The organism is Pseudocolwellia agarivorans (assembly GCF_002000085.1).
GTDB lineage: Bacteria > Pseudomonadota > Gammaproteobacteria > Enterobacterales > Alteromonadaceae > Pseudocolwellia > Pseudocolwellia agarivorans.
This window is the reverse complement of the sequence record NZ_MUZU01000001.1, coordinates 453,801-474,387: the sequence shown is the minus strand read 5'-3', so window position 1 is coordinate 474,387 and position 20,587 is coordinate 453,801. Positions and strand designations below refer to the sequence as shown.

Annotated in this window: 21 protein-coding genes; 7 read left to right on the top strand and 14 right to left on the bottom strand. The window is 34.7% G+C overall.

Annotation, left to right across the window (positions count from 1 at the left end; all coding sequences use genetic code 11):
* Positions 1-66: 66 nt before the first annotated feature.
* Positions 67-912: an HDOD domain-containing protein gene (locus tag B0X80_RS02055; RefSeq protein WP_077338154.1), complete on the top strand. Its 846-nt coding sequence runs from the start codon at positions 67-69 to the stop codon at positions 910-912.
* Positions 913-981: 69 nt separating this feature from the next.
* Positions 982-1,326 carry a HopJ type III effector protein gene (locus B0X80_RS02050; RefSeq protein ID WP_077338153.1) on the top strand — a complete coding sequence of 115 codons (345 nt, stop codon included), beginning with the start codon at positions 982-984 and terminating at the stop codon, positions 1,324-1,326.
* On the opposite strand, the gene B0X80_RS02045 is transcribed toward B0X80_RS02050, so the two are convergent.
* The 4 genes from B0X80_RS02045 to B0X80_RS02030 all read right to left on the bottom strand — a co-directional run bounded on the left by B0X80_RS02045 (position 1,312) and on the right by B0X80_RS02030 (position 5,738).
* Positions 1,312-2,145 (bottom strand): DUF2884 family protein, encoded by an 834-nt coding sequence (locus tag B0X80_RS02045; protein WP_175623855.1) that lies wholly within the window; start codon positions 2,143-2,145, stop codon positions 1,312-1,314. The genes B0X80_RS02050 and B0X80_RS02045 overlap by 15 nt on opposite strands.
* A gap of 53 nt (positions 2,146-2,198) precedes the next feature.
* Positions 2,199-3,884 carry a flagellar assembly protein A gene (locus tag B0X80_RS02040; protein WP_077338151.1) on the bottom strand — a complete coding sequence of 562 codons (1,686 nt, stop codon included), beginning with the start codon at positions 3,882-3,884 and terminating at the stop codon, positions 2,199-2,201.
* Between the two features lie 34 nt (positions 3,885-3,918).
* Positions 3,919-4,245, bottom strand: a complete 327-nt coding sequence (locus B0X80_RS02035; RefSeq protein ID WP_077338150.1) for a hypothetical protein — start codon at positions 4,243-4,245, stop codon at positions 3,919-3,921.
* 215 nt (positions 4,246-4,460) lie between these two features.
* Positions 4,461-5,738 (bottom strand): CinA family nicotinamide mononucleotide deamidase-related protein, encoded by a 1,278-nt coding sequence (locus tag B0X80_RS02030; RefSeq protein WP_077338149.1) that lies wholly within the window; start codon positions 5,736-5,738, stop codon positions 4,461-4,463.
* Positions 5,739-5,903: 165 nt separating this feature from the next.
* Between B0X80_RS02030 and B0X80_RS02025 the strand changes: the two genes are divergently transcribed.
* Together B0X80_RS02025 and dapA are read left to right on the top strand one after the other, a co-directional pair.
* Positions 5,904-6,290, top strand: coding sequence for a hypothetical protein (locus B0X80_RS02025; RefSeq protein ID WP_245825364.1), 387 nt, complete (start codon positions 5,904-5,906; stop codon positions 6,288-6,290).
* A 116-nt stretch (positions 6,291-6,406) separates the two neighbouring features.
* Positions 6,407-7,315, top strand: coding sequence for a 4-hydroxy-tetrahydrodipicolinate synthase (dapA, locus tag B0X80_RS02020; protein ID WP_077338148.1), 909 nt, complete (start codon positions 6,407-6,409; stop codon positions 7,313-7,315).
* Between the two features lie 13 nt (positions 7,316-7,328).
* On the opposite strand, the gene B0X80_RS02015 is transcribed toward dapA, so the two are convergent.
* Entirely contained in the window at positions 7,329-8,237 is a 909-nt protein-coding gene (locus B0X80_RS02015; RefSeq protein ID WP_077338147.1) for an RluA family pseudouridine synthase, read from the bottom strand.
* 147 nt (positions 8,238-8,384) lie between these two features.
* Here B0X80_RS02015 and B0X80_RS02010 point away from each other — a divergent pair, with 147 nt between their 5' ends.
* Together B0X80_RS02010 and B0X80_RS02005 are read left to right on the top strand one after the other, a co-directional pair.
* Positions 8,385-8,726 (top strand): ribonuclease E inhibitor RraB, encoded by a 342-nt coding sequence (locus tag B0X80_RS02010; protein ID WP_077338146.1) that lies wholly within the window; start codon positions 8,385-8,387, stop codon positions 8,724-8,726.
* Between the two features lie 26 nt (positions 8,727-8,752).
* A complete protein-coding gene (locus B0X80_RS02005; protein WP_077338145.1) occupies positions 8,753-8,968 on the top strand; it encodes a hypothetical protein in 216 nt (71 codons plus the stop codon).
* A 155-nt stretch (positions 8,969-9,123) separates the two neighbouring features.
* Here the strand turns inward: B0X80_RS02005 and B0X80_RS02000 are convergent, their stop codons facing one another.
* A complete protein-coding gene (locus B0X80_RS02000; RefSeq protein ID WP_077338144.1) occupies positions 9,124-9,798 on the bottom strand; it encodes a nitroreductase family protein in 675 nt (224 codons plus the stop codon).
* A gap of 122 nt (positions 9,799-9,920) precedes the next feature.
* Complete coding sequence (locus B0X80_RS01995; protein ID WP_077338143.1) at positions 9,921-11,141, bottom strand: EAL and HDOD domain-containing protein; 1,221 nt, start codon at positions 11,139-11,141, stop codon at positions 9,921-9,923.
* A 313-nt stretch (positions 11,142-11,454) separates the two neighbouring features.
* Between B0X80_RS01995 and putP the strand changes: the two genes are divergently transcribed.
* Positions 11,455-12,942 (top strand): sodium/proline symporter PutP, encoded by a 1,488-nt coding sequence (putP, locus tag B0X80_RS01990; RefSeq protein ID WP_077338142.1) that lies wholly within the window; start codon positions 11,455-11,457, stop codon positions 12,940-12,942.
* A gap of 116 nt (positions 12,943-13,058) precedes the next feature.
* Here putP and B0X80_RS01985 read toward each other — a convergent pair whose 3' ends face one another.
* The 7 genes from B0X80_RS01985 to B0X80_RS01955 all read right to left on the bottom strand — a co-directional run bounded on the left by B0X80_RS01985 (position 13,059) and on the right by B0X80_RS01955 (position 20,558).
* Positions 13,059-13,772 (bottom strand): DUF3379 family protein, encoded by a 714-nt coding sequence (locus B0X80_RS01985; protein ID WP_077338141.1) that lies wholly within the window; start codon positions 13,770-13,772, stop codon positions 13,059-13,061.
* Complete coding sequence (locus B0X80_RS01980) at positions 13,765-14,280, bottom strand: sigma-70 family RNA polymerase sigma factor (protein WP_245825363.1); 516 nt, start codon at positions 14,278-14,280, stop codon at positions 13,765-13,767. The genes B0X80_RS01985 and B0X80_RS01980 overlap by 8 nt, the downstream gene beginning before the upstream one ends.
* A 174-nt stretch (positions 14,281-14,454) precedes the next feature.
* Positions 14,455-16,146 (bottom strand): BatD family protein, encoded by a 1,692-nt coding sequence (locus tag B0X80_RS01975; RefSeq protein WP_089024823.1) that lies wholly within the window; start codon positions 16,144-16,146, stop codon positions 14,455-14,457.
* The gene (locus tag B0X80_RS01970) at positions 16,140-18,038 is read right to left on the bottom strand and encodes a vWA domain-containing protein (protein WP_077338140.1); all 1,899 of its coding nucleotides are present in this window, start codon (positions 18,036-18,038) and stop codon (positions 16,140-16,142) included. The genes B0X80_RS01975 and B0X80_RS01970 overlap by 7 nt, the downstream gene beginning before the upstream one ends.
* A gap of 2 nt (positions 18,039-18,040) precedes the next feature.
* Positions 18,041-19,036 carry a vWA domain-containing protein gene (locus B0X80_RS01965; RefSeq protein WP_077338139.1) on the bottom strand — a complete coding sequence of 332 codons (996 nt, stop codon included), beginning with the start codon at positions 19,034-19,036 and terminating at the stop codon, positions 18,041-18,043.
* Entirely contained in the window at positions 19,033-19,548 is a 516-nt protein-coding gene (locus B0X80_RS01960) for a DUF4381 domain-containing protein (protein WP_175623854.1), read from the bottom strand. Before B0X80_RS01960 ends, B0X80_RS01965 begins: the two co-directional genes overlap by 4 nt.
* A complete protein-coding gene (locus tag B0X80_RS01955) occupies positions 19,536-20,558 on the bottom strand; it encodes a DUF58 domain-containing protein (protein WP_077338137.1) in 1,023 nt (340 codons plus the stop codon). Before B0X80_RS01955 ends, B0X80_RS01960 begins: the two co-directional genes overlap by 13 nt.
* Positions 20,559-20,587: the final 29 nt, after the last annotated feature.

The following is a 20,587-nucleotide window of genomic DNA, read 5'->3' as shown; positions in this document are numbered from 1 at the left end:
TACGCTTTGAGTTTGATCTTTAAACTATTTGTTATTGTTTTTAAGTAAAATGAAAGGGAAGGTAACATGGTACTTACACCACAAGAGTATGCTCGGCAGGTTGAAGATTTATTTGTTTTACCTGATATTTATTTAAAGTTAAAAGAAATAATGGACGATAAAAAGTCATCGTTGAGTGATATTGCTGAAGTTGTTGTACTTGATCCTTCTTTATCTTCTACTTTATTGAAATTAGCTAATAGTGCTTTATTTAGTTTTCCTCGTGAAATTGATTCTATCGCGCGCGCTATTATGGTTTTAGGGATTAAAGAAGTACATAACTTAGTTAATTTGTATGGTGTAACTAACGCATGTAGTAATGTTGAAACGACGATTGTTGATATGGATAGATTTTGGGAAGTCAGTGTTGATTGTGCTTTGCTCTGTAAATTTTTCGCCCAAAAATTAAAGTTAAAAGATGTTGATGGGCTTTTTCTATCTGGTTTAATGCATAACATAGGGGAGCTGGTTGTTGTTCAGAGCTCTCCAAAACAAGTTGAGTTTTGTCAAAAATATAATAAAGAAGAAACACCATGGCAATTACAAATGGATGTTTTTGGTTTTACCTACTCAGAGTGTTCTGTTGAGTTACTCAATCTGTGGCAGTTACCTGAATCGTTGATTGAGCCCATTAGGCATTACCACAATATCAAAACAGAAAGTGATGTAACCTCTGCAGCTAAGTTATTAAATATTTGCAGTCGGTTAGCGTTAATTAATTCACATCCTGGTATGTATTCTAAACAAAATTTTGTGATGCCATCATTGCTTGAGGAATTTGAGTTATCTATTACGGATATTGATGAAGCTTTGAATTTTTGTAATGTGGAAGGTTTAACTATTATGTCAGCTCTCGCGTTAAAAAATAGCTAATCTGAGGGATTTTCTCATGGTTTTTAAGGTAAAATGTTTTTATTTTATAAACGACTGATTAGGAAAACTATGACACTACCCACATTATTAACTCAATTGTCTGAAGCACCAGAACAAGTTTCTTTTGATGAGGTTATCAATACAATTGCAGAAAATTACCAATATACTCCAAGTACTTTCTCTAATGGGAGTGTAGTAAATGACGCTGGAACGAATGAAGGTTCATGTAAAATATTTGCTTTTGCTAAATTACATAAGCTTTCTAAAGAGCAAACATTAGCGTGTTTTGGTAAATATTATCGTGAAGATGTTTTAAAACACCCTGAAGGTAATGATCATGGAAATATTCGTAACTTTATGATTTCAGGTTGGGAAGGTATTGTATTCTCTGGAGATGCTTTACTTAAAATCTGATTGATGTGTGGTTAAATTATTTTGAGGTTTAACCACTAGCTTTTTTCCGATAAGGTCAAGTTCATGCAAGCTAGGTATACTTGATCTTAGTTCTTCTTCTAATAAATCTAGCTGTCTTAAGTTACTACAAAATATTCTAGCTTTCTGATCCAATACGCGAGTTTGAGCACTTAATTCAGACATGAGCTCTTTTTCTAAAGGAGTCATTTTATTATTAATAATAATGTTTTGATTATCTTTTTTTCTATCTTGTTCTCTTCCTGTACGTTCTACTATTGCATCACCAACAGCCATTAAAATACTACCTAATGATTGGGTAACTATGTGTTCTATTTCTTTTTCAAATTGACCTGAAAAAATTTCATCAAAATCATTAAAGCTTTGAGGTGCAACATAGTAATTATTGTCGCTATGATTAAATCTATTTCTTAAATTCCATTGCATATCATTAAAGCGTTTTTGAAACAATCTATGCGATTCACTATCTTTTTTAGATAAGCCTCCAATAGCTTTATTTACCGCTTCTAACCCTACATCAACCCCTTCAATCGCTATAGATATAATTTGTGGAACTTGTTCGCGTAAACTTCTTGAGTATTGATTTAATAATTCTTTTTGTTTATTTGTTAATAATGCTTCTCGACCTGAAACAAATAATTGTTGATCTCGTGTGATCTGGACATAGGTTTGATTTTCTTGGCGTAAACGAACATGAATAGGATCTATGACTACGCCATATTTAAAGCTTATATTACATTCAGCGTAAACAGAATGTGAAACAAGTCCTGTAAGTAATATGGGTAGTGCATAGCGCTTCAAAGTGAAATTCCTATATTCGAGTATTGGTGGTAATGCTAATTAATTATTGTTAATTAACTATGAGTGATAGGCTTTATATGAACTTTCCTTTCAAAATAAGTCATTTTACTTGGGCCATATTCACGTTTCGTTTTATCATTGAAATCCCCAACATTCATTTGCACACCATGATAAATGCGTTCGGTTGCTTCAACATAAACTTCAGTCATATAGGTTTGCATTTGTTCTTCTATGTTTTCTTTTTCAAATAAAATATCACCCATTTTAGCTGCATGAAATTGATAGGTTGAAACCACTTTTTTAAGCATTTCTGGGTTGGCTTTATCTTTAGGTAGGGCTTTGAGTTTATTTGTAGCTACTTTTAGTCCTTGTGTTTTTTCTGTTTCAATTTTTAATTGTTCATCAATCTCATGTAATTTATCTTTAAAGTCTTTGATTTTTCTATTAAAAGTAATCGTTGTTGAGCTGCCAGCCGTAGCACCTACAGTGCCAGCATGTACTGAATTGATAGCATTAATGTAGCCGGCAATTAATTTTCCATTTGCTTTATCTTCTGAACCAACCCAAAGTTTGTCATTAACATGAATGATACTATGCATTAATTGGTTTTCTATTCTCAAAATGTTACAGGTAATGTCTGAATACTGGCAATATTTCGCAAATACATTACCCTCAGCTTTAATGTTAACACTCATGGTAATATCAGTAGTCGATAGATCTTCAACTTCTTGTTTTTTACCTATAATGCCACCAATAATAGTGATATCCCCACCTGCTTCTAATTGCGCAGATTCCACAAAACCACCGACTGTAATATCGCCTTTGGCATATACTTTCATGCCTTCGCAAACATCACCATCTATAATTACGCTGCCTTCAAATTTGATATGACCTGTTGTTACATCAACATTTTTAAGCTTGTACACCTCATCTATTTCCATACCATTTTCTATAGAACGAGGTAAGCCGATTGAAGTTGAAATGAGCACATTTTCATTTTTGGGACTAATAACCGTACCTTCACCGGCTTTCATTTGAATGTCTTCACCGGGACTTGGTTCTAGTGGAATACCTGTAACGGTATAGCCTTTTATACCTTCCGTAAGTGGAATAACTTTAGCAAGAGGCTCGCCTATGCGCACACAAATAATATCACCTAAATCTCTCATATCAACGCTGCCATCATCACGCTCTTTAGGACGTAATATGCGATCTTGAGCACACTGTACAAGTTGTTTTATACGAGCATTTTTACCGTTAATAGGCGTTTTACCTAAAGCAATAACACCTTTTATTAGCATACCTTCAGATTCTTTAAGTGATTGTTGAGCTAATTTTATTAGACCTTCTTTGATAAAGCCTTTTTTTATGCCTACTGCTTGCGCTGCAGCTAATATATCTTTTGGAGAGAGGTTTTTGCCACCTAAGGCGGTAGTAATTTCTGCTGTTGCTTTCATCGCGTCATCATCTACTTTTATTTCGATTGTCGCGTCTTTTCTTTCTAAAATTTGATAACGTATTTCTCGACCGCTTTTATCTTCTTGTAGCGGTTTTAATATACTGTTTAATTCAGCAATGGCATTTTTGATATTACTTGTATTAATTTGTAGGTTGCTATATTCAGATTTTTCAATTAATTCGAGAATAGAGGCCTCATTAATGACAGTATTGTTTTTGATCGGCTGTAAAACCAAGTCGATGTTATTTTTTTTATTTTCAACAAAGTTAACCTGAGTCACGTAATGTAATCTCCATGTTATATATTTTTATTATTTAAATATAACTTTCTTGATGTATTTTAATAAATGCAGGGGTATTTATTTTTGAATAATCAATTTTGTATTCTTTATTATCTAAAGCTTGGATAAACAAGAGCGTTTTTTCTTCACCAAAGCATTCGACAGAGCCTATATCAATCACTTCTTGGTAAACTTTTTTGGCTTCAGATCTTTTACGTGGGACTTCACCAGTGTATACACCAATACCTCTATTACTAATAATAATAACAGGGTGACCACCATTAATGATTAAAAGATCAAATTTTCTATTTTTGTGGATTATTGTGTTTCTTCCACTGGTGATAAAGTTTTTTTCAATCAAAATAAGTCCCTAATTTTATCTACTGATTTAAATTGTATTCATGAGAATGGGTAAGTTTTTTATAAAAATTATAATAAAATACGTTGGTTATAAAGTTTTACTTAACAGAAATAATAGCAATAAAAACTGCTTTAATACTAAATATATAAAGTTTTAATTTACTAAGCAATAAATAACAGGCCTATCTCAGTAAATAAGCCTTTAAAAAATTTACATTATTTTATGTATAAAGGCTTATGGTTACTTTTAATTAGAAGTCTACGAACTAAATCTAAGCATCTTGCTGCCACTATTTTTTGGAAGCTATTTCTATCACTTTTTATAATAAAATGTTGAGTATTAATAAAAGTAGTATTTCCCCATGCTATCCATACCGTACCTGTTGGCTTTTCTTTTGTGCCACCTGTTGGGCCTGCTATACCTGATACGGCTATAGCTATATCAGCATTACTATGCTCAAGCGCACCTTTTGCCATGGCAATAACGGTTTCTTTACTCACGGCACCATAACTCTCTAATGTTGTTGGTGGAACTGACAGCATTTTAGTTTTCATTTTATTGGAGTAAGTTACATAACCGGCTTCAAATATTTGAGAAGAACCTGCTAACGCGGTTATTTGGCTTGCAATTAAACCACCTGTACAAGATTCAGCCGTGGTTATCGTTAATTTATTATCTAATAATTGCTGAAACACACATATAGGCAAAGTTAAGTCATCGTCTTTTATTTCACCTAATATATGGTCATCCAATACCTGATGTACTTTTGTTAGCCATGTTTCTTTTAATGTGTAGGCCGCTTTTGTGTGAGTGGTTAATTTTAGTTCTAAAGTAGGGGAGTTAGCACGGTAACCGATTTCTATATTTGATGGTAAGTCAGGTAAGTGTTCATCAATTAACATTTGAAGTTTGGACTCACCAATACCAAAGGTTTGTAATCGCGTAGTATGAAGAAATTCTTGTTTCGGTAATTTACTTTTTAATTGAGGAAGTATTTCTTCATTAAGCATTATTTTTAATTCGCTCGGTACTCCGGGCGTGCAAAAAATATCACAATTATTTAGCTTGATGTGAATCCCCACTGCACTGCCTGTTTTATTATGAATAATATTGCAATTTTCAGGTAATAAGGCTTGTTTTAAGTTAGCTTTATCAAGTGTTAATTCTCTTTTTTCTGCCCATAGTTGAAGGTGCTTAATAGCTTGTGGATTTTCTTTTAAAGTTAAGTTTGCGGCAATAGATAACGCTTCAGAGGTTAGGTCATCACTTGTTGGGCCTAATCCTCCATTTATAATAAGTATGTCCGCAATTTCACTCATTACTTTTATTTCATTAATAAGTGTAGGTAAGCTATCGGCTAGAGTTACACGTCGGTTAACATCAATACCTATATCTTTCAATTGCTTGGCTATATAGGCGGAGTTGGTATCAATAACATCACCGTTTATAAGTTCATTACCCGTAAGTAGTAATTGCAAATTGATATGAGACATGAATTAACCTTAAAAAATAATAATAGGGATTATCATAAATACTATCTTGATATATTTATACTTTTATCATTGATTTTGTTCTATTAATGTCGACTCAAACGTATCTAATAAACCTGTTTAGCGTTAGAATAAATACAAGGCTTTAGGTTAAGGAGTACTTATATTTTGGCTAAGCTATTTGATCGAAATATGCTTTTAGGGTACTGGTATCGTGGAGATTCCGATGCCCATGGTAACCAAATGACAGAGTTTGCCCGTATAGAGCCAGACGGTAGTTTTGAATTTTCATTTATTCAATATAATCAACAAGGAGAAGTTGTTGAAGAAATTACTGAGTTGGGGGATTGGGGATTAGTAGGCGATATTCACTTTACCATAACAAAAGGTGAGCTCATCGATGAAGAGCATTACGGTGCTGATATGGCTGATGAAGAAAATTATCAAGCCTATAAAGTACTGGAATTAGACAGCAACATTGTAAAATACCAACACATAATTACTGAAGAAGTATTTATCCTAAGGCGTGTTGTTGATAAAATAGCACACTGCTAGTGACAGTTTGATTTAGCTAATAGCACTGTTATCTATTGTAAGTTAGATTTATGTAAATGTTTTTCGTTTTTTGAACGAATACTATTTACCGCATTTTTTTAAATTTTGAGAGAGCAATGAAAAGAATTAAAGACGCAAGTTTAATCACAGCAATAAAAACTCCTTATAATGAGAAAGGTGAAATAGACCTTGCGACCTATGACTTACTTGTGGCTAAACAACTAGAAGCTGGCGTAGACGGAATTATTGTTGGAGGCACTACTGGCGAAGGTCACTTACTCAGCTGGGAAGAGCATTTAATGCTTATTGCTCATAGCGTTAATCAATACGGTGAACAGTTAATTATTGTGGGAAATACGGGTAGCAATAATACCCGTGAAGCAATAAAAGCAACAAAAAATGGTTTTGCTATGGGGATGCATGCTGCTTTACAAATTAACCCATATTATGGACGTACTTCAGAGAAAGGGGTTTTAGAACACTTTAAAGCGGTTTTAGAAATTGGTCCTGCTTTTATTTACAATGTACCGGGTAGAACAGGGCAAGATGTGACTCCTGATATTATCGAACCCTTATCGACTCATAAAAACTTTATTGGTGTAAAAGAATGTACAGGCAATGATCGTATTGCTTACTACGAAAAACAAGGCATTGCTTGTTGGTCGGGTAATGATGATGAAAGTTTTGCGGGTAGACATGAGTTCGGTTCGCATGGTGTAATTTCTGTTACGTCTAATATTATTCCTAAAATTATGCGTACATTAATGGATAAACCTGATCATGCGTTAAACGATAGTGTTAAAAACTTAATGAGCTGGATGTTCTGCGAGCCTAACCCTATTGCATTAAATACGGCACTTATGATGACCAAAGCGGTTAACCCTGTGTTTAGATTGCCATATCAAGCATTAAACCTTCAGCAAAGAGAAGAGGGCTTAGCGCTTTTAAAAGAGATAGATAGTAGTGATCTTGTTGGTGATGGTTTATCGCTAATGTCTGACGACGACTTTACTTACAGAGCTTAACTTTTATTTAATGCTAAATTGTTAGAGCAGCTAAGGAAGGCCTTAGGTGCTCTGGTAAGCTAAAGGTTTTATACTCAGGTGTTGTGTTTATTTCACCTAAAGGGCAATCAAACGATAACGAAAATGCACACAGCTGCAGATCAATATTTTTTTTAATCTTCTCTTCAAGCACATTATCTTTTTCTTTATTACCATGTAATCTGTCACCAATAACCGGCATGCCAATACTAGCCGAGTGAATACGTATTTGGTGTTTTCTACCCGACTCTATTTTTACGTTAACTAAAGACACATCAATATTTCTATTGTAATCAATACAAGTAAAAGTACTGAGTGCTTTCTTCCCATCCACGTTAATACTAATATTGTCAGGTTGTGAGCGTTGGTTATGATCACCATGAACTAAAATTAGATAATGTTTTTCTAATTGATGATGTTCAAATTTTTGACTAAAAGCTTGTGCCATTTTTTTTGTATGAGCAATAACAATAAAACCCGTTGCCGCCCGGTCTAATCGATGCACAATAAATACAGGACGCTCTGGCTGTAAATGAGTTTGAGCCCAACGTGCTATTGTACAATGGTCGCTCCATTTAGAGCCTTGCGAGAGCATACCGTAAGGTTTGTACCATACACTATAATCGCCCATATCTTCGATTAAGATTGCTTCATTAGGCTCTTGCTTAAGTACACCTTCGTTATAATAAAAATGTAATTCATCACCTTTTTTTAAGGTTTTTTTTAATCGACGAAAACGCTGAGTTGATTTACCTCTAGTTAACCACAAGGCACCTTTAGCTATCGCTTTTTTTATATCCGCAATACTTATGTTACAAACCGCGTCTAATTCAATTAATGCATTGCTCGCCTCAGTAGTAACAATAAGGTGTTTTTCAAAAATAATATTATCAGAAGTGTTCATTGAGTTTTTCAAATAAGTAGAACGAAAATAGTTCAAGCTAAAGTTATAAGGTGTAGTTTATCAAACAAGACAATGATCTGTCGGACTTTTGATAGTAATATACAAAATTAATGAAATGATACTTTTAATTAAATAGCAGGGGTTGTAATGGAACGTGATTTAACACTTTTTCCTCAAGATGATATTGGTGAATACTTATGGGATGCCGTTAATACGGGAAATGATATTAACCAAGAAAGAGAAATTGAATTTACTGTTATTTTTAAGTCGCAAGAGCAAGCACTAAAGTTTGGTCATTTATTATTAGAAAACAACCAAAAATTGTCTTTATGTCCGTTTGATGAAAATGCTGATTATCCATGGGAAGTTACCGCTTATCCGTTTATTGGTGCTTCGTATGAAAATATTACGGCTTACCGCCATTTATTAACCGAAAGCTCAGCGCCTTTTGAAGGGGTATTTGATGGTTTTTATTTTCCAGTTAATTAGTTCCTTTCTATAAGCTAAAGAGCACTATGATTGATATTAAAAAATTTGATGGCATCAAAAAAACGAGTGCTAAATCATTTAATAACCAAAAAGCGTTAATAAAAAAAGTCATGGCGGGGAGGGTTATTACTTGCGAAACCTGCGGTACGCAAATAAAGCTTGTATTACCTGAGCAATCTAAAACACCAGGGCTATATTGTACTAAAGGCTGTACCGATATTGCTTTAGATTTTGAGCTTTAGCTATACCCGTTAGCAATCAAAATGCGTATTTCAGAGTGCTTGAATGATAACGGGTATATATGTGTCGATAACTTTCTCAGGCAGTAATGTTAATAATTGGCTGAAAGAATTTAGCGCTTATTTTTCACTATGTAAGTATGTATCTAAACTGAAATCTATAAAAAAGTCGCAATATCATTAATACTTTTTTTAGTGGTTGCATGGTGAGGTATGCTTGCATCTTCAGCAGGGTAGCCAGCAATTATGAGCATGTATGGTCGTTCATTATCGCTTCTATTACATACTTTACTTAAAAATGTCATAGGTTTAGGTGTATGAGTTAATGTCGCTAAACCTGACGAATGCAGGGCATTAATCAAAAACCCCGTCGCTATACCTACCGATTCATGTACATAATAATTCGTGTTTTTTTCTTCAGCTGTTATGCCTCCTTTCTTTTCGCTAAATATCGCAATTAACCACGGCGCATGTTCTAAGTAAGGTTTATTTGCATCAGTACCTAAAGGTTTTAAGGCATCTAACCATTCATCACTGGCTCTACCATTATAAAAATTTTGCTCATGGGCTTCAGCTTGTTCGCGTATTTGCTTTTTTACATCATGTGAGTGTATTGCTACAAAATGCCATGGTTGATGATTAGCACCACTTGGCGCAGTTCCCGCAGCTTTAATACAGTTTTCAATAATCTCTTTCGGCACAGTACGATCGCTAAACTTTCTAATAGAATGTCTGCGTTTTATGTTGGTATAAAATTCTTGCGATTTTAATAGCATCTCATCTTGTGGATATTCTATAAAATCGGTTAGTGGTGATGAGTCGTGTTCTTGCATGCTATTGTTTCCATATTATTTGAGCTGTTTGGAGATTACTTCATTGTAACGGTTATTTAAATTTAGATAATAAAAAAAGACGCTAAAAGCGCCCTGTTTTAAGTTATATGTTTAATCAGCTTTTAACTTGTTAATAAGCTTTGTTCATCAGCCCAAGAAAGTGCTTGGTTATAATATTCAATGGTTTGGTCTTTTGTTAAGCCTAGTTTATCCATTGTTGCGGCAGACTCATCCCATTGTGCGTGCTCTATAAATTCAACCAATTGAATTAGTTGAGCCATATCACCTTTTTTTGTGAGTAAAGTATCTTTAATTTCTTGAGCTAGCGGTAATTTAGCTAAAACACTTTCAATATCTTCATCTAATATTGCATCTATCAGCGAGAGTAAACCTGTTAAGAAAGCGATAGAGCTATTTATATTACTTTTTACGTTTTCAGCCGCAAGTTCACAAAATTTAGCTCTTGCCATTGCTGAATTAATTAGTTCTGAGGGCTTATCTGGATTGATATTTGCGGTAAACATTAATCCTATAAATCGTTTTAATTCTACTAGTCCTAATGTCACTAAGGCTTGTTTAATGGTAGATATTTCAGCTCTTCTTCTAAAAATAGCTGAATTGGCGTATCTTAATAATTTGTACGAAAGTGTAACATCGCGTTCAAAAACAGAGGTAATGCTTACCAAGTCTAAATCCGGCTTTGATGTTTCATAAAGAAGTTCTGCCATTGCCATTTGAGATGGAGATAATGATTTTGTTTTGATCATTTCAGGCTTAGCAAAAAAGAAACCTTGAAATAATTCACAACCTAATTCAACGGCTTGGTTATATTCTTCGTATGTTTCTACTTTTTCAGCCAATAACTTGATATGAGGAAATTTTTCTATTGCGGAAATAACTTCTTTAATTTCGTCAACATTTGATACTTGCCAATCAATTTTAATTATTTTTATATAAGGATAAAAGTGTGACCAAACCGCTTGATGTTCATAATCGTCGAGTGCGAGTGTGTATCCTTTTTCATATAAATCCTTACATAGAGCTAATAAACGCTTACCCGGTTTTATTGTTTCTAAAATTTCAACAACGACTTCATCAGTCGTTAGCATTTCAGGGTAACCTTTACTTAAGGTTTCAAGAGTAAAATTAATAAACGCTGGTTTATTTGAAGTGAATTCAGATATACCCATATTGAATTTACTGGCTTCAACCATTTTACTGGTTGCCACATCGCCATCAACATCTGGAAAAACATTGTCTATGCTATCTCGAAAAAGTAATTCGTATGCATATAGTTTTTTGTTTATATCTAAAATAGGCTGTCTAGCCGCGTAAAAATACATATTACCCCTAGTACTCTATTTTGACTTTAATCGGTTTTAAAAGTATTCACCCACATATGAACTATACACTTAGATCTTAAATTTTTCCTGAGATGAATACAAAATAAGTAAAAATAATTTGATTTATATAGAGTTTTCCTTCGTTAGTAAGAATATATTGTAATTAATAGGTTATTTCATTAAGTTTTTTGTTTTTTTTGTAATATATTTTATACGTTAGTAAATAAGAGCTAATACATGTTTAAGATATAAAATATATACTTATGCTTTAGTATGTTACCTTTTAAATTACTTATTCTAAGAGGAGAGCAATTTGGAAGTTGGTAATTATATTTCATTAGCTATTTATTTTATTTTAATGATTTTTATTGGTGTGTATTCCTATCGGAAGTCAGTAAAAGATATTTCTGGTTATATGTTGGGAGGACGAAGTTTGAGTCCTTCTGTAACGGCATTATCTGCTGGCGCCTCAGATATGAGTGGTTGGATGTTAATGGGCCTTCCTGGAGCAATGTTTGTCTCAGGTTTAAGTAGTATTTGGGTGGCGATAGGTTTAACTTTTGGTGCGTTACTTAATTATATTATTGTTGCTCCGCGTTTAAGAACTTATACCGAACTCGCTAATGATGCTATCACTCTACCTGATTACTTTGAGAATCGTTTTAATGATAATACTCATGTATTGAGGGTTGTTGCATCACTTGTTATTGTTGTTTTTTTTACTGTTTATACTTCATCAGGGGTTGTGGCCGGAGGGAAGCTATTTGAGAGTGCCTTTGGATTGTCTTATGAACTAGGTTTATATATAACTGCAGGTGTTGTTGTTGCTTATACGTTATTTGGTGGTTTTTTAGCAGTAAGTTTAACTGACTTTGTTCAAGGTTGTATTATGTTTATAGCTTTGATTTTAGTGCCTGTTGTTGTTGTTATGGATGTAGGTGGGATTAACGAACTTCATCAAAGTGTTGTTGCAATTGACCCTGATTTATTAGATATGTTTAGTGGTGTTACGTTAATCACTATTATTTCATCGTTAGCTTGGGGTTTAGGGTATTTTGGGCAACCTCATATTATTGTTCGTTTTATGGCTATTCGTTCTGTTAAAGATATTCCCGTTGCTAGAAATATAGGTATGAGTTGGATGATTGTTTCTGTATGTGGTGCTATGGCAACGGGCTTTGCTGGTATCGCTTATGCTTCATCAGCTAATTTAGATATTAAAGATCCTGAAACTATTTTTATCGTTTTGTCTCAATTACTTTTCGATCCATTAATTGCTGGTTTTTTACTTGCTGCTATTTTAGCGGCGATTATGAGTACTATTTCATCACAGCTGTTAGTCACTTCAAGCTCATTAACGAATGATTTTTATCAGTTATTTTGTAATCAACAGGCTTCAGATAAGCAATTAGTCTTTATAGGTAGAGTTTCTGTTTGTTGTGTGGCGTTATTAGCTATATTTTTAGCTCAAGATCCTAATAGTTCTATTTTAGATATTGTAAGTAATGCATGGGCTGGCTTTGGAGCAGCTTTTGGGCCTGTTGTTATATTAAGTCTTTATTGGAAAAAAATGACTAAAGATGGCGCATTAGCTGGCATTATCGCTGGTGCAGTAACGGTCTTGCTTTGGATATATCTTCCTGTTTCAATTGGAGGGCAATCTCTTAGTTCTTTGGTTTATGAAATTGTTCCCGGTTTTATTGTTTGTACGGCGACTATTTTGTTTGTTAGTTCAGTAACGTATAAACCATCGTCAGAGATAGAAACTGTTTTTGATAAGGTTCAAGGTATTCATCAATAGTGGTAAATTAATGGTTATCAAGCCTAATAATTAATTGATATTATAAGTATAAAAAAAGGTTAGCCATATTGGCTAACCTTTTTTACAACTGATTTCTATAGTTAATAATCAAATGATTAGATTGACCAAGTTACATTTGATTTTATATTTTCTTGCCACTTTTGTAATGACTCAGTTTTATCGCCTACAACAATAATGCTAGCATCTTTAAATTGTAGAGACTTTCCATTTAACTCTTGATTTGAAAAGCTATTTATAAAAGCTAAATGTTCGCTTTTAGGAATAATAAAAACGTTAACGGGGGAGTTTTCACCTTTATACACGAGATGTAAACTCTTCATTTTATCAAAGCGACAGTAATCTGCAAAAATCAATTCACCGAGCTTATCCGAGAAACTGCCGTGAAATGAAGCCATCTTTTTGTTTAATGACGCTAAAGTTACTGTGGCATTATCATTATTTGAGAAATGTGCAGCTTCATGAGTTGTGTGTGCAAATGCATAGTCTCCCATATTGGTGTAAGCGTTTGAGAACTGCATAAAGTTAATCGTTAACCCCATAGCAAACGCTACTGATGCAGCTAAAGCTAAATGAATTCTTTTTTTCTTTTTCTGTTGTTGATGACTGTCAAGTGCTTGACGTAAAATAAGTTTTTGCGCCATATCATCAGGAACAGGTACTTTAAGTGCGTTTAATATTTGTTGATCCAGTTGCTCTATTTCTCTAGCAAATTTTTGTTTACTAGGATCTGAAGCTTTCGCGTTAATAATATCTTCGTCTGCGCATTGAGGATCTGCGTATATACTTCGTCTAAATTGCAAATCATCCATTGTATGTACCTCGTACTTCTGGTTCTTTTTCTAATGCATCTTTCAGCTGGTTTCTTGCTCTGAATAAGCGTGTCATTACTGTATTTTTATTTAAAGATAGAAGGCCTGCGATTTCTTCACCGCTAAAACCACCTATCACCTGTAAAACAAGAGGTTCTCTGTATTCCTCTGGGAGTGAGCCTATCTTTTCACGTAACCAATGATTTTCAATATCTTGTTCTGAATTAATCGATTGAGTATCTATTATCGTAGCTTCTTCATATTCACTCATATCGAAACGTTTTCGTTCGAAACGACGTGCATTTTCACGTCTTAAAATAGTGATCAGCCAAGACTTAGCCGCTTTTTCATCCTTAAGTGAATCTAAAGCGCGCCAAGCACGTAAAAAGGTTTCTTGCACTAGGTCTTCTGCGACTTGTTTTTCGTGGCATAACCAGTATGCATAACGATATAAGTCGGCATGAAGAGCTTTAACGAGTGCTTCGTATCTAACTTGTTTAGTAGCCATGTTAGAAGAGACCTGAGAGGGGGCTTTTTTATTTCCAAATAGTTTTTTTATCATTAAAATATTTTTATAAGTTGGTTGATAGCGATGGAAAGCAAGGGATTACTATGACATTTTTTGGGGTGTTTTGCGAGTTCCCCATAAGCCTAGGTTAATAAACTTATGGGGAAATATATACTATGGGTTTAACGTTATTGGTTGATTTTGAGTGTTTTGGGGCTGCTTATTAATATCAACAATAAGTGATTTTAATGTATTACCATTCCAATTTTTGGCTGCTTTCCCATAAAAACATTGTTGAAGATCCATAACCGCTTGGTTGAACTCTGTTCGGTTAATAAAGTGTTTGGCATCTTCTAATGTTGTAATGTTAACGTTAGAAAATAATTCAGCGACCCATGGTGCAATTAGTTGTAGAGCTTTTTCTCCATTATTTTTGTCGCATGCATTAATTAAATCTTTGTAGCTATTTTGAGTGACTGCTTTTATCGTTTTAGTGTTTTTCTTCTTTTTATTAAATGAAGAGATTAACCAAGCAAAGGAGGTTAGTAACCAAAGGGCTAAAAATAGCCATTGTAGCCACGAAGCTTCTTTAACTATAACGGTTTTAGTTTCTAATGGTTCATTTTCATTAACTGTTGCAGGAATGGTTTGCGCAGTGCTATTGGTTGCGTTGTTATTTTGTTTATCATTAGCCATGTCTTCATTAGGTGTAATGGTTATGCTTTTTGCGGGTATAACGGCATATTGCATTTTATTAGTAACTGTATTCCACCAAGGAATACGAATTTCAGGTAACTCATAAGTGCCTACTTTACTTGCTACTAATGCAAAGTTTTGTTTTTTCTGACTAACGAGTTTGCTGTTATTCATACCAGTATGAAGTTCTGCTTGATCGGGATAAACTTTTATTCCCGATGGAACACTCATTTCAATTTTAGGTAATTGTTCTTCAGAAAGGCCAGCGGCTGTTAATATAACTGTTCTTGTTATGGGTTCACCTACCATAAAACTTTCGTTATCAGGTTGCCATTCTTGATGTAAGGTAAGTATTTCACTGGGTAACCAAAAGCCTTGGTAATTATCAGGAATAGGTTTTACTGTTAAGTTAATATCTTCGCCTAAAGCACTAACGGGTTTAGTGTCAGCAAAGCTTAAAAAATTACTTCTACGATTTGTTTGTGAAATGATTTCGCCAGAAAAAACCGGTGTTTTTATAATGAACTCACCACTGTTTTGCGGGTTAATCGCGTAATTACGTTCAATAACGCGATATCGTTTACCGTTGATAATGGTATCGCTTTCTTTATCTTTACCTATTTGAGTGATTGATGCGCCGTCTAAAGTTGGTTCAGATAAACTGCCACGCTTTAATTCTGCAGCAAAGTGAAGCTTGACTGTTAAGGTCAGTTGTTCTTGTACATAGACTTCTTTTGACGACACGTCGGTAGTAATAAATATGTCTTGGGAAGCGGAAGTCTTTTGGTTACTTGTTTTTAGTACTTCTAATGAGATAGGGCTGGTAGATAACGATTCTATCGTTAGGGCTGGAATCGTAAATGTACCTGCTGTACGAGCAATAAGTACTGTTGTCCACTTTGTTGTGCGTGTGGTATTAAAATTGACCATGCTCGTTTGTGAACTAACTGATGTTCGTCCAACAATAAAATCTTTTAGCAATGGTGATGTATCTAATGCATTAGTATCAACATCATCATCAGCAATTACTTGTAGAATAAAGGATTCTTTTTCCATTACTGGATTTTTATCAACGGTTGCTGTTACTTGTGTTAAGGCAAAAGCCGACTGAATAAGTAATAAGCTTGTTAATGTTGATAAAGCTATTAAACGAATAAAATGTATTACCACTTTTTAGTTGCTCCTAAACTACTTCTGTTTTGACGACGTTTTTTGTATTCCAATTGCATTTTATTGCGTAATAATTGGTAAGGGTCATCAGTCACTTTATTTAATATTTGTTGATGTTTTTGTTCCGATTCTTGGGCTAACTTTTCTGCGGCTCTTATCGCTTGAGCTTTTTGTTCTTCTGTTTCTTCTGAGTCGATTTCATCTTGTTGTTCAGCTGAGGATTGAGTTTGTTCGTTATTTTCAGATTCATCGGCATCGTTTTTTTCCGCTTGTTTTTGCTCTTCCGTTTGTTCTGAATCTATTTCATCGCTTTCTTCATTTTGCGATTGAGAGTTATCTTGTTCGCCATTTTGTTGGTCGTTTTGTTGTTGGCTATTTTGTTGATCACCTTGCTGTTGATTTTCACTGTTTTCGTTATTATCTTGATTGTTTTCACTATTCTGGCTTTCTTGTTCTGATTGATCTTGATCGCCATCTTTTTCTTCTTGGTTATCACCTTTTTGATTCTGATCCGATTGCTGTTGCTGTTCTTGTAGCTTTTCGAGCAAGGCTTTATTGGCTTTAGCATTTTCAAAGCTGGGATCTTTTTCGAGTGCTTTTTCGTAATGTTTTATTGCTTCGTCGAGTTTGTTCAATTTAGCTAATGCATTACCTTGGTTATATAAAGCATGAGCTGTATCGCTTTGTTGAAATGATTTTAAGGCTTCTTCAAAGTTTCCTGCTTTGTATTGAGCACTGCCTTGCCATAGTGGATCGTTAAATTGCTCTGCGGCTTCTTTATATCGTTTTTGATCAAACTTAGCTTGCGCTTGCTGATTTTTAGTTTTCCATAAATCATCCCAAACATTTGCGTACACTTGGTCTGTAGGTGTTAATAGTATAGCTAGTGGAAATAAAGCGAGTAATCGGCCTCGTCTAAAATACATTAATACCAAAGGTAACATTAGGAGAATAATATAAGGCCCGGCTTCCTCCCATTGGTCTCCTGTATTTGAGCTTTCCTTTTTTTCGGTTTCTTTGTTGTCGGATAAACTATTGGCGCTTTTAAGTAACTTTTTAATATCATCGCTATTGTTGTTTAATTTAACATATTGGCCGTTACCGCGTTCTGCTAAGCCTTTTAGTGAATTACCTCTTAGTTTAGGAACAACGATGGCGCCATTATTGTCTTTCATAAACTCGCCATTGCTTAATTTTATGGGAGCGCCATTTTTTGTACCTACACCTAAAATATTTAATCGATAGGTGTGGTTTCTAGACCACTCTGTAATATCTTGAATTTCGCTGCTTTCAACGCCATCAGTAAACCAATAAATGTCTCCGTCTATGTGTCCTGCATTTTTTAACATTTCATCGGCAAGCGTGAGTGCTCTCATAGGATCACTTCCTAACTCTGGCATAAGTTCGGGAGAAAGAGAGGGGAGTAATAGTTTTATATTATTAATATCTTCCGTTAACGGACTAATAATAAAAGCATCACCAGCGTAGGCTATTAGGCCCATCTCGCCTTCGTTAATATTATCGAGTAAATCTATCGCTTTATAACGTGCTCGCGTTAGTCGGTTGGGTGATAAATCAGTTGAATACATAGAATATGACATATCCATGATCAATACCGAACCACGTGCGAGTTGGTATACGGGTTGAGGAAGTTTTTGCCAGCTAGGACCTGCCATAGCAATTATGGCTAATAGTCCAAGAATAAAAGGCATGATCAATGATAATGGTTTGTTTTCTTTTGGATTTTTAATTAATACATGGGCTAAATGTTTAGGTAATAAGCCTTGCCAACCTGATTGGCTTATTCTCATTTTTTTTAATAAATAAAGCGCTAAAAATAAACCTATAAGCGCTAAAAACCAATAGGGGCGAATAAAGTGAAAATCAGCCATTGCTAGATACTCCTATTTGAAATGCGAGAAGTAATGTTTGTTAAACTCAAGTAGATAAAGCATAGCGTTAGTGCTATCCCTAAAGGCCAGTAATACAATGCGCTAAGAGGACGCATTTGTTTTTGGTCTTGTTCTACGGGTTCTAGCGTATCAAGTAATTGATAGATTTGTGCTAAATCAGCACTGCTCCGTGCTCTAAAATAATGCCCATTGGTTTTATCGGCTATATTTTTAAGTGATTTTTCGTCTAAGTCGCTTGAAGGGTTAACTTGTCGTGTGCCAAAAATAGACTGTTGAAGCATAACATCAGCCCCAATACCAATAGTATAAATGGTAACATCTTTAGCGATAGCTATTTCTAACGCTTCTTCGGGGGTTATTTTTCCTGCGGTGTTTTGTCCATCGGTAAGTAGTAATAAAACACGATTAGATTCTTCAGCTTCGTTAAATCGCTTCACAGCTAAAGCGATAGCGTCACCTATGGCTGTTTGTTGGCCTACTAAACCTAATACCGTTTCGTCGAGCATTTGTTGTACTGTTTTTCGGTCAAAGGTCATAGGGGTTTGCATGTAGGCATCATCACCAAAAAGAATTAAACCTAAGCGATCACCTGTTCTTCTTTCAATAAAGTCACCTAATAGCACTTTGAGCATATCAAGGCGATTCACGGCTCGGCCGTTTAATGACATATCTTCTACTTGCATACTGCCTGAAAGGTCAACGGCTATCATCATTTCTCGACCTTCTGAAGGGATGTTTACAGCTTCACCCAGCCATTGTGGTCTAGTAGATGCCAACACTAATAATATCCAAATAATAGTGAGTAATATTAATGATGTTTTTTTGTTTGACGTTGCAGCAACAGAGCTATTCATGCCTTCGAGTAATACGGGCACTTTTAAAGGAACAACTTCTGATTTATTTTTTGATGGTAGCCAGTATACGAGTAAAGGAAGTGGCAGAGCAAAAAATAGGTATGGCCATTCAAAATGGATCATGACTTATTCTCCGGTAATGCTTCACTGACCGCTAAGCTGTTTGTTGTAGCAGCGAGATTATTCTTGGGAGGTAATGCATGTTTTAGCCAGTATATTGATGCTTGATGAAAATTATTATTCTCTTCAACCGAGCTATTTTTTTGGTACATGTTTTGTAATGAGTCGGCGCTTAATGTTTTAAACTTTTCTTGATGCTGTAATGGCAGAGTGTTTTGTAGAAATAAATAAAAACCTTCGCCATATAAATTTGCAATGTTTTTTCTTGGAAAATACTGTAAAGCGGCCCACTTTAGTACCGTAACACATTCTTCTATTGTTGTTTCGGTAGAGCTAAGTTTTGATAGAGCTTGCTGCTGAGAGTGTTTTATTTTTTTATTTTTAATTATTTTAAAACTAATAAATAAGAGTAGTGCTATACAAATAATAGCTAAAATCCACCAACCAATTGCAATCGGGTAGTTGTGTATTTTATCGGGTAGTTGAATATCTTGCAGTTGTGCTAACGGGTCCACGACGTAATCCCATTTTTTAATTGAGTTTCTAAGGTTGTACCAGCCGAAAAATGTAAAATACGAGCACCCGCTTTAGCGAGTAATGCTTCTTTATTTTGGGTTAATTCTTCTGCTTGCTGTTTATATTTTTTAGCTAAGTTTTTATCGCCAATTAATAGCTGCTGTTTTTTCTTACCATCGGTTACTGCTACATTAATTTTTTTATCGCTTTTTGGAAGTTCAATTTCAAGTGGATCGCTAATCAGGCAAACCACCAGTTCACAATGACGACTTATATTGGTTAAGTGCCGGAGTGACTCTTGCGATAAATGATTACCATCGGTAATTAAATAAACTAAGCTTCCAGGTTTTGATAGTTGTCTTATTCGTCCGCAGTTTTCATCAAAAGACTTTTGGGCTGAACCTTTGCTTGTATCACTTTCTGAGTGTGTATTAAATAATGCTTCAGAGGTGTTTTGATGAATATTTGATAATGAGTACAGGTAATGTAAAACGCCTTGCTGGCGACTACGAGGCTTTAATTCAGTGTGTTTATACTGATTAAAAACAATACCGCCAATACGGTCGCCGCGTTCTTTTGCATGCCAGGCAACAAGTGCTGCCAAATGTGATGCTTGAACAGATTTAAATAATAGCTGGCTACCAAAGAGCATGTTGTCGTTTAAGTCGGTTGCAATAAATACTGGGCGTTCAACTTCTTCACGAAATACTTTGGTATGAGTTATGCCTGTTCTCGCTGTAACTCGCCAATCAATAGCTCTAATATCGTCGCCAGTTTGATAATGTCTTACTTCATCAAACTCCATACCTCGGCCTTTACTACGGGCAAGGTAATTGCCTGACATTTTACCATGTAGGTCTTTTCGGGCAGCTAAATTAATTAGTGAGGTTTTTGTTTGGTATTGAATGAGTTCATTAATTGATACATCAATGCCATTAGAGAGTATGTTCGCTAATACCTGCGTTGTATTATGTTGTGTTACTTTTTGTTTTTTCTGACTAAACCACATAATGTTTTTCTTGTTTCATATGAATGGGG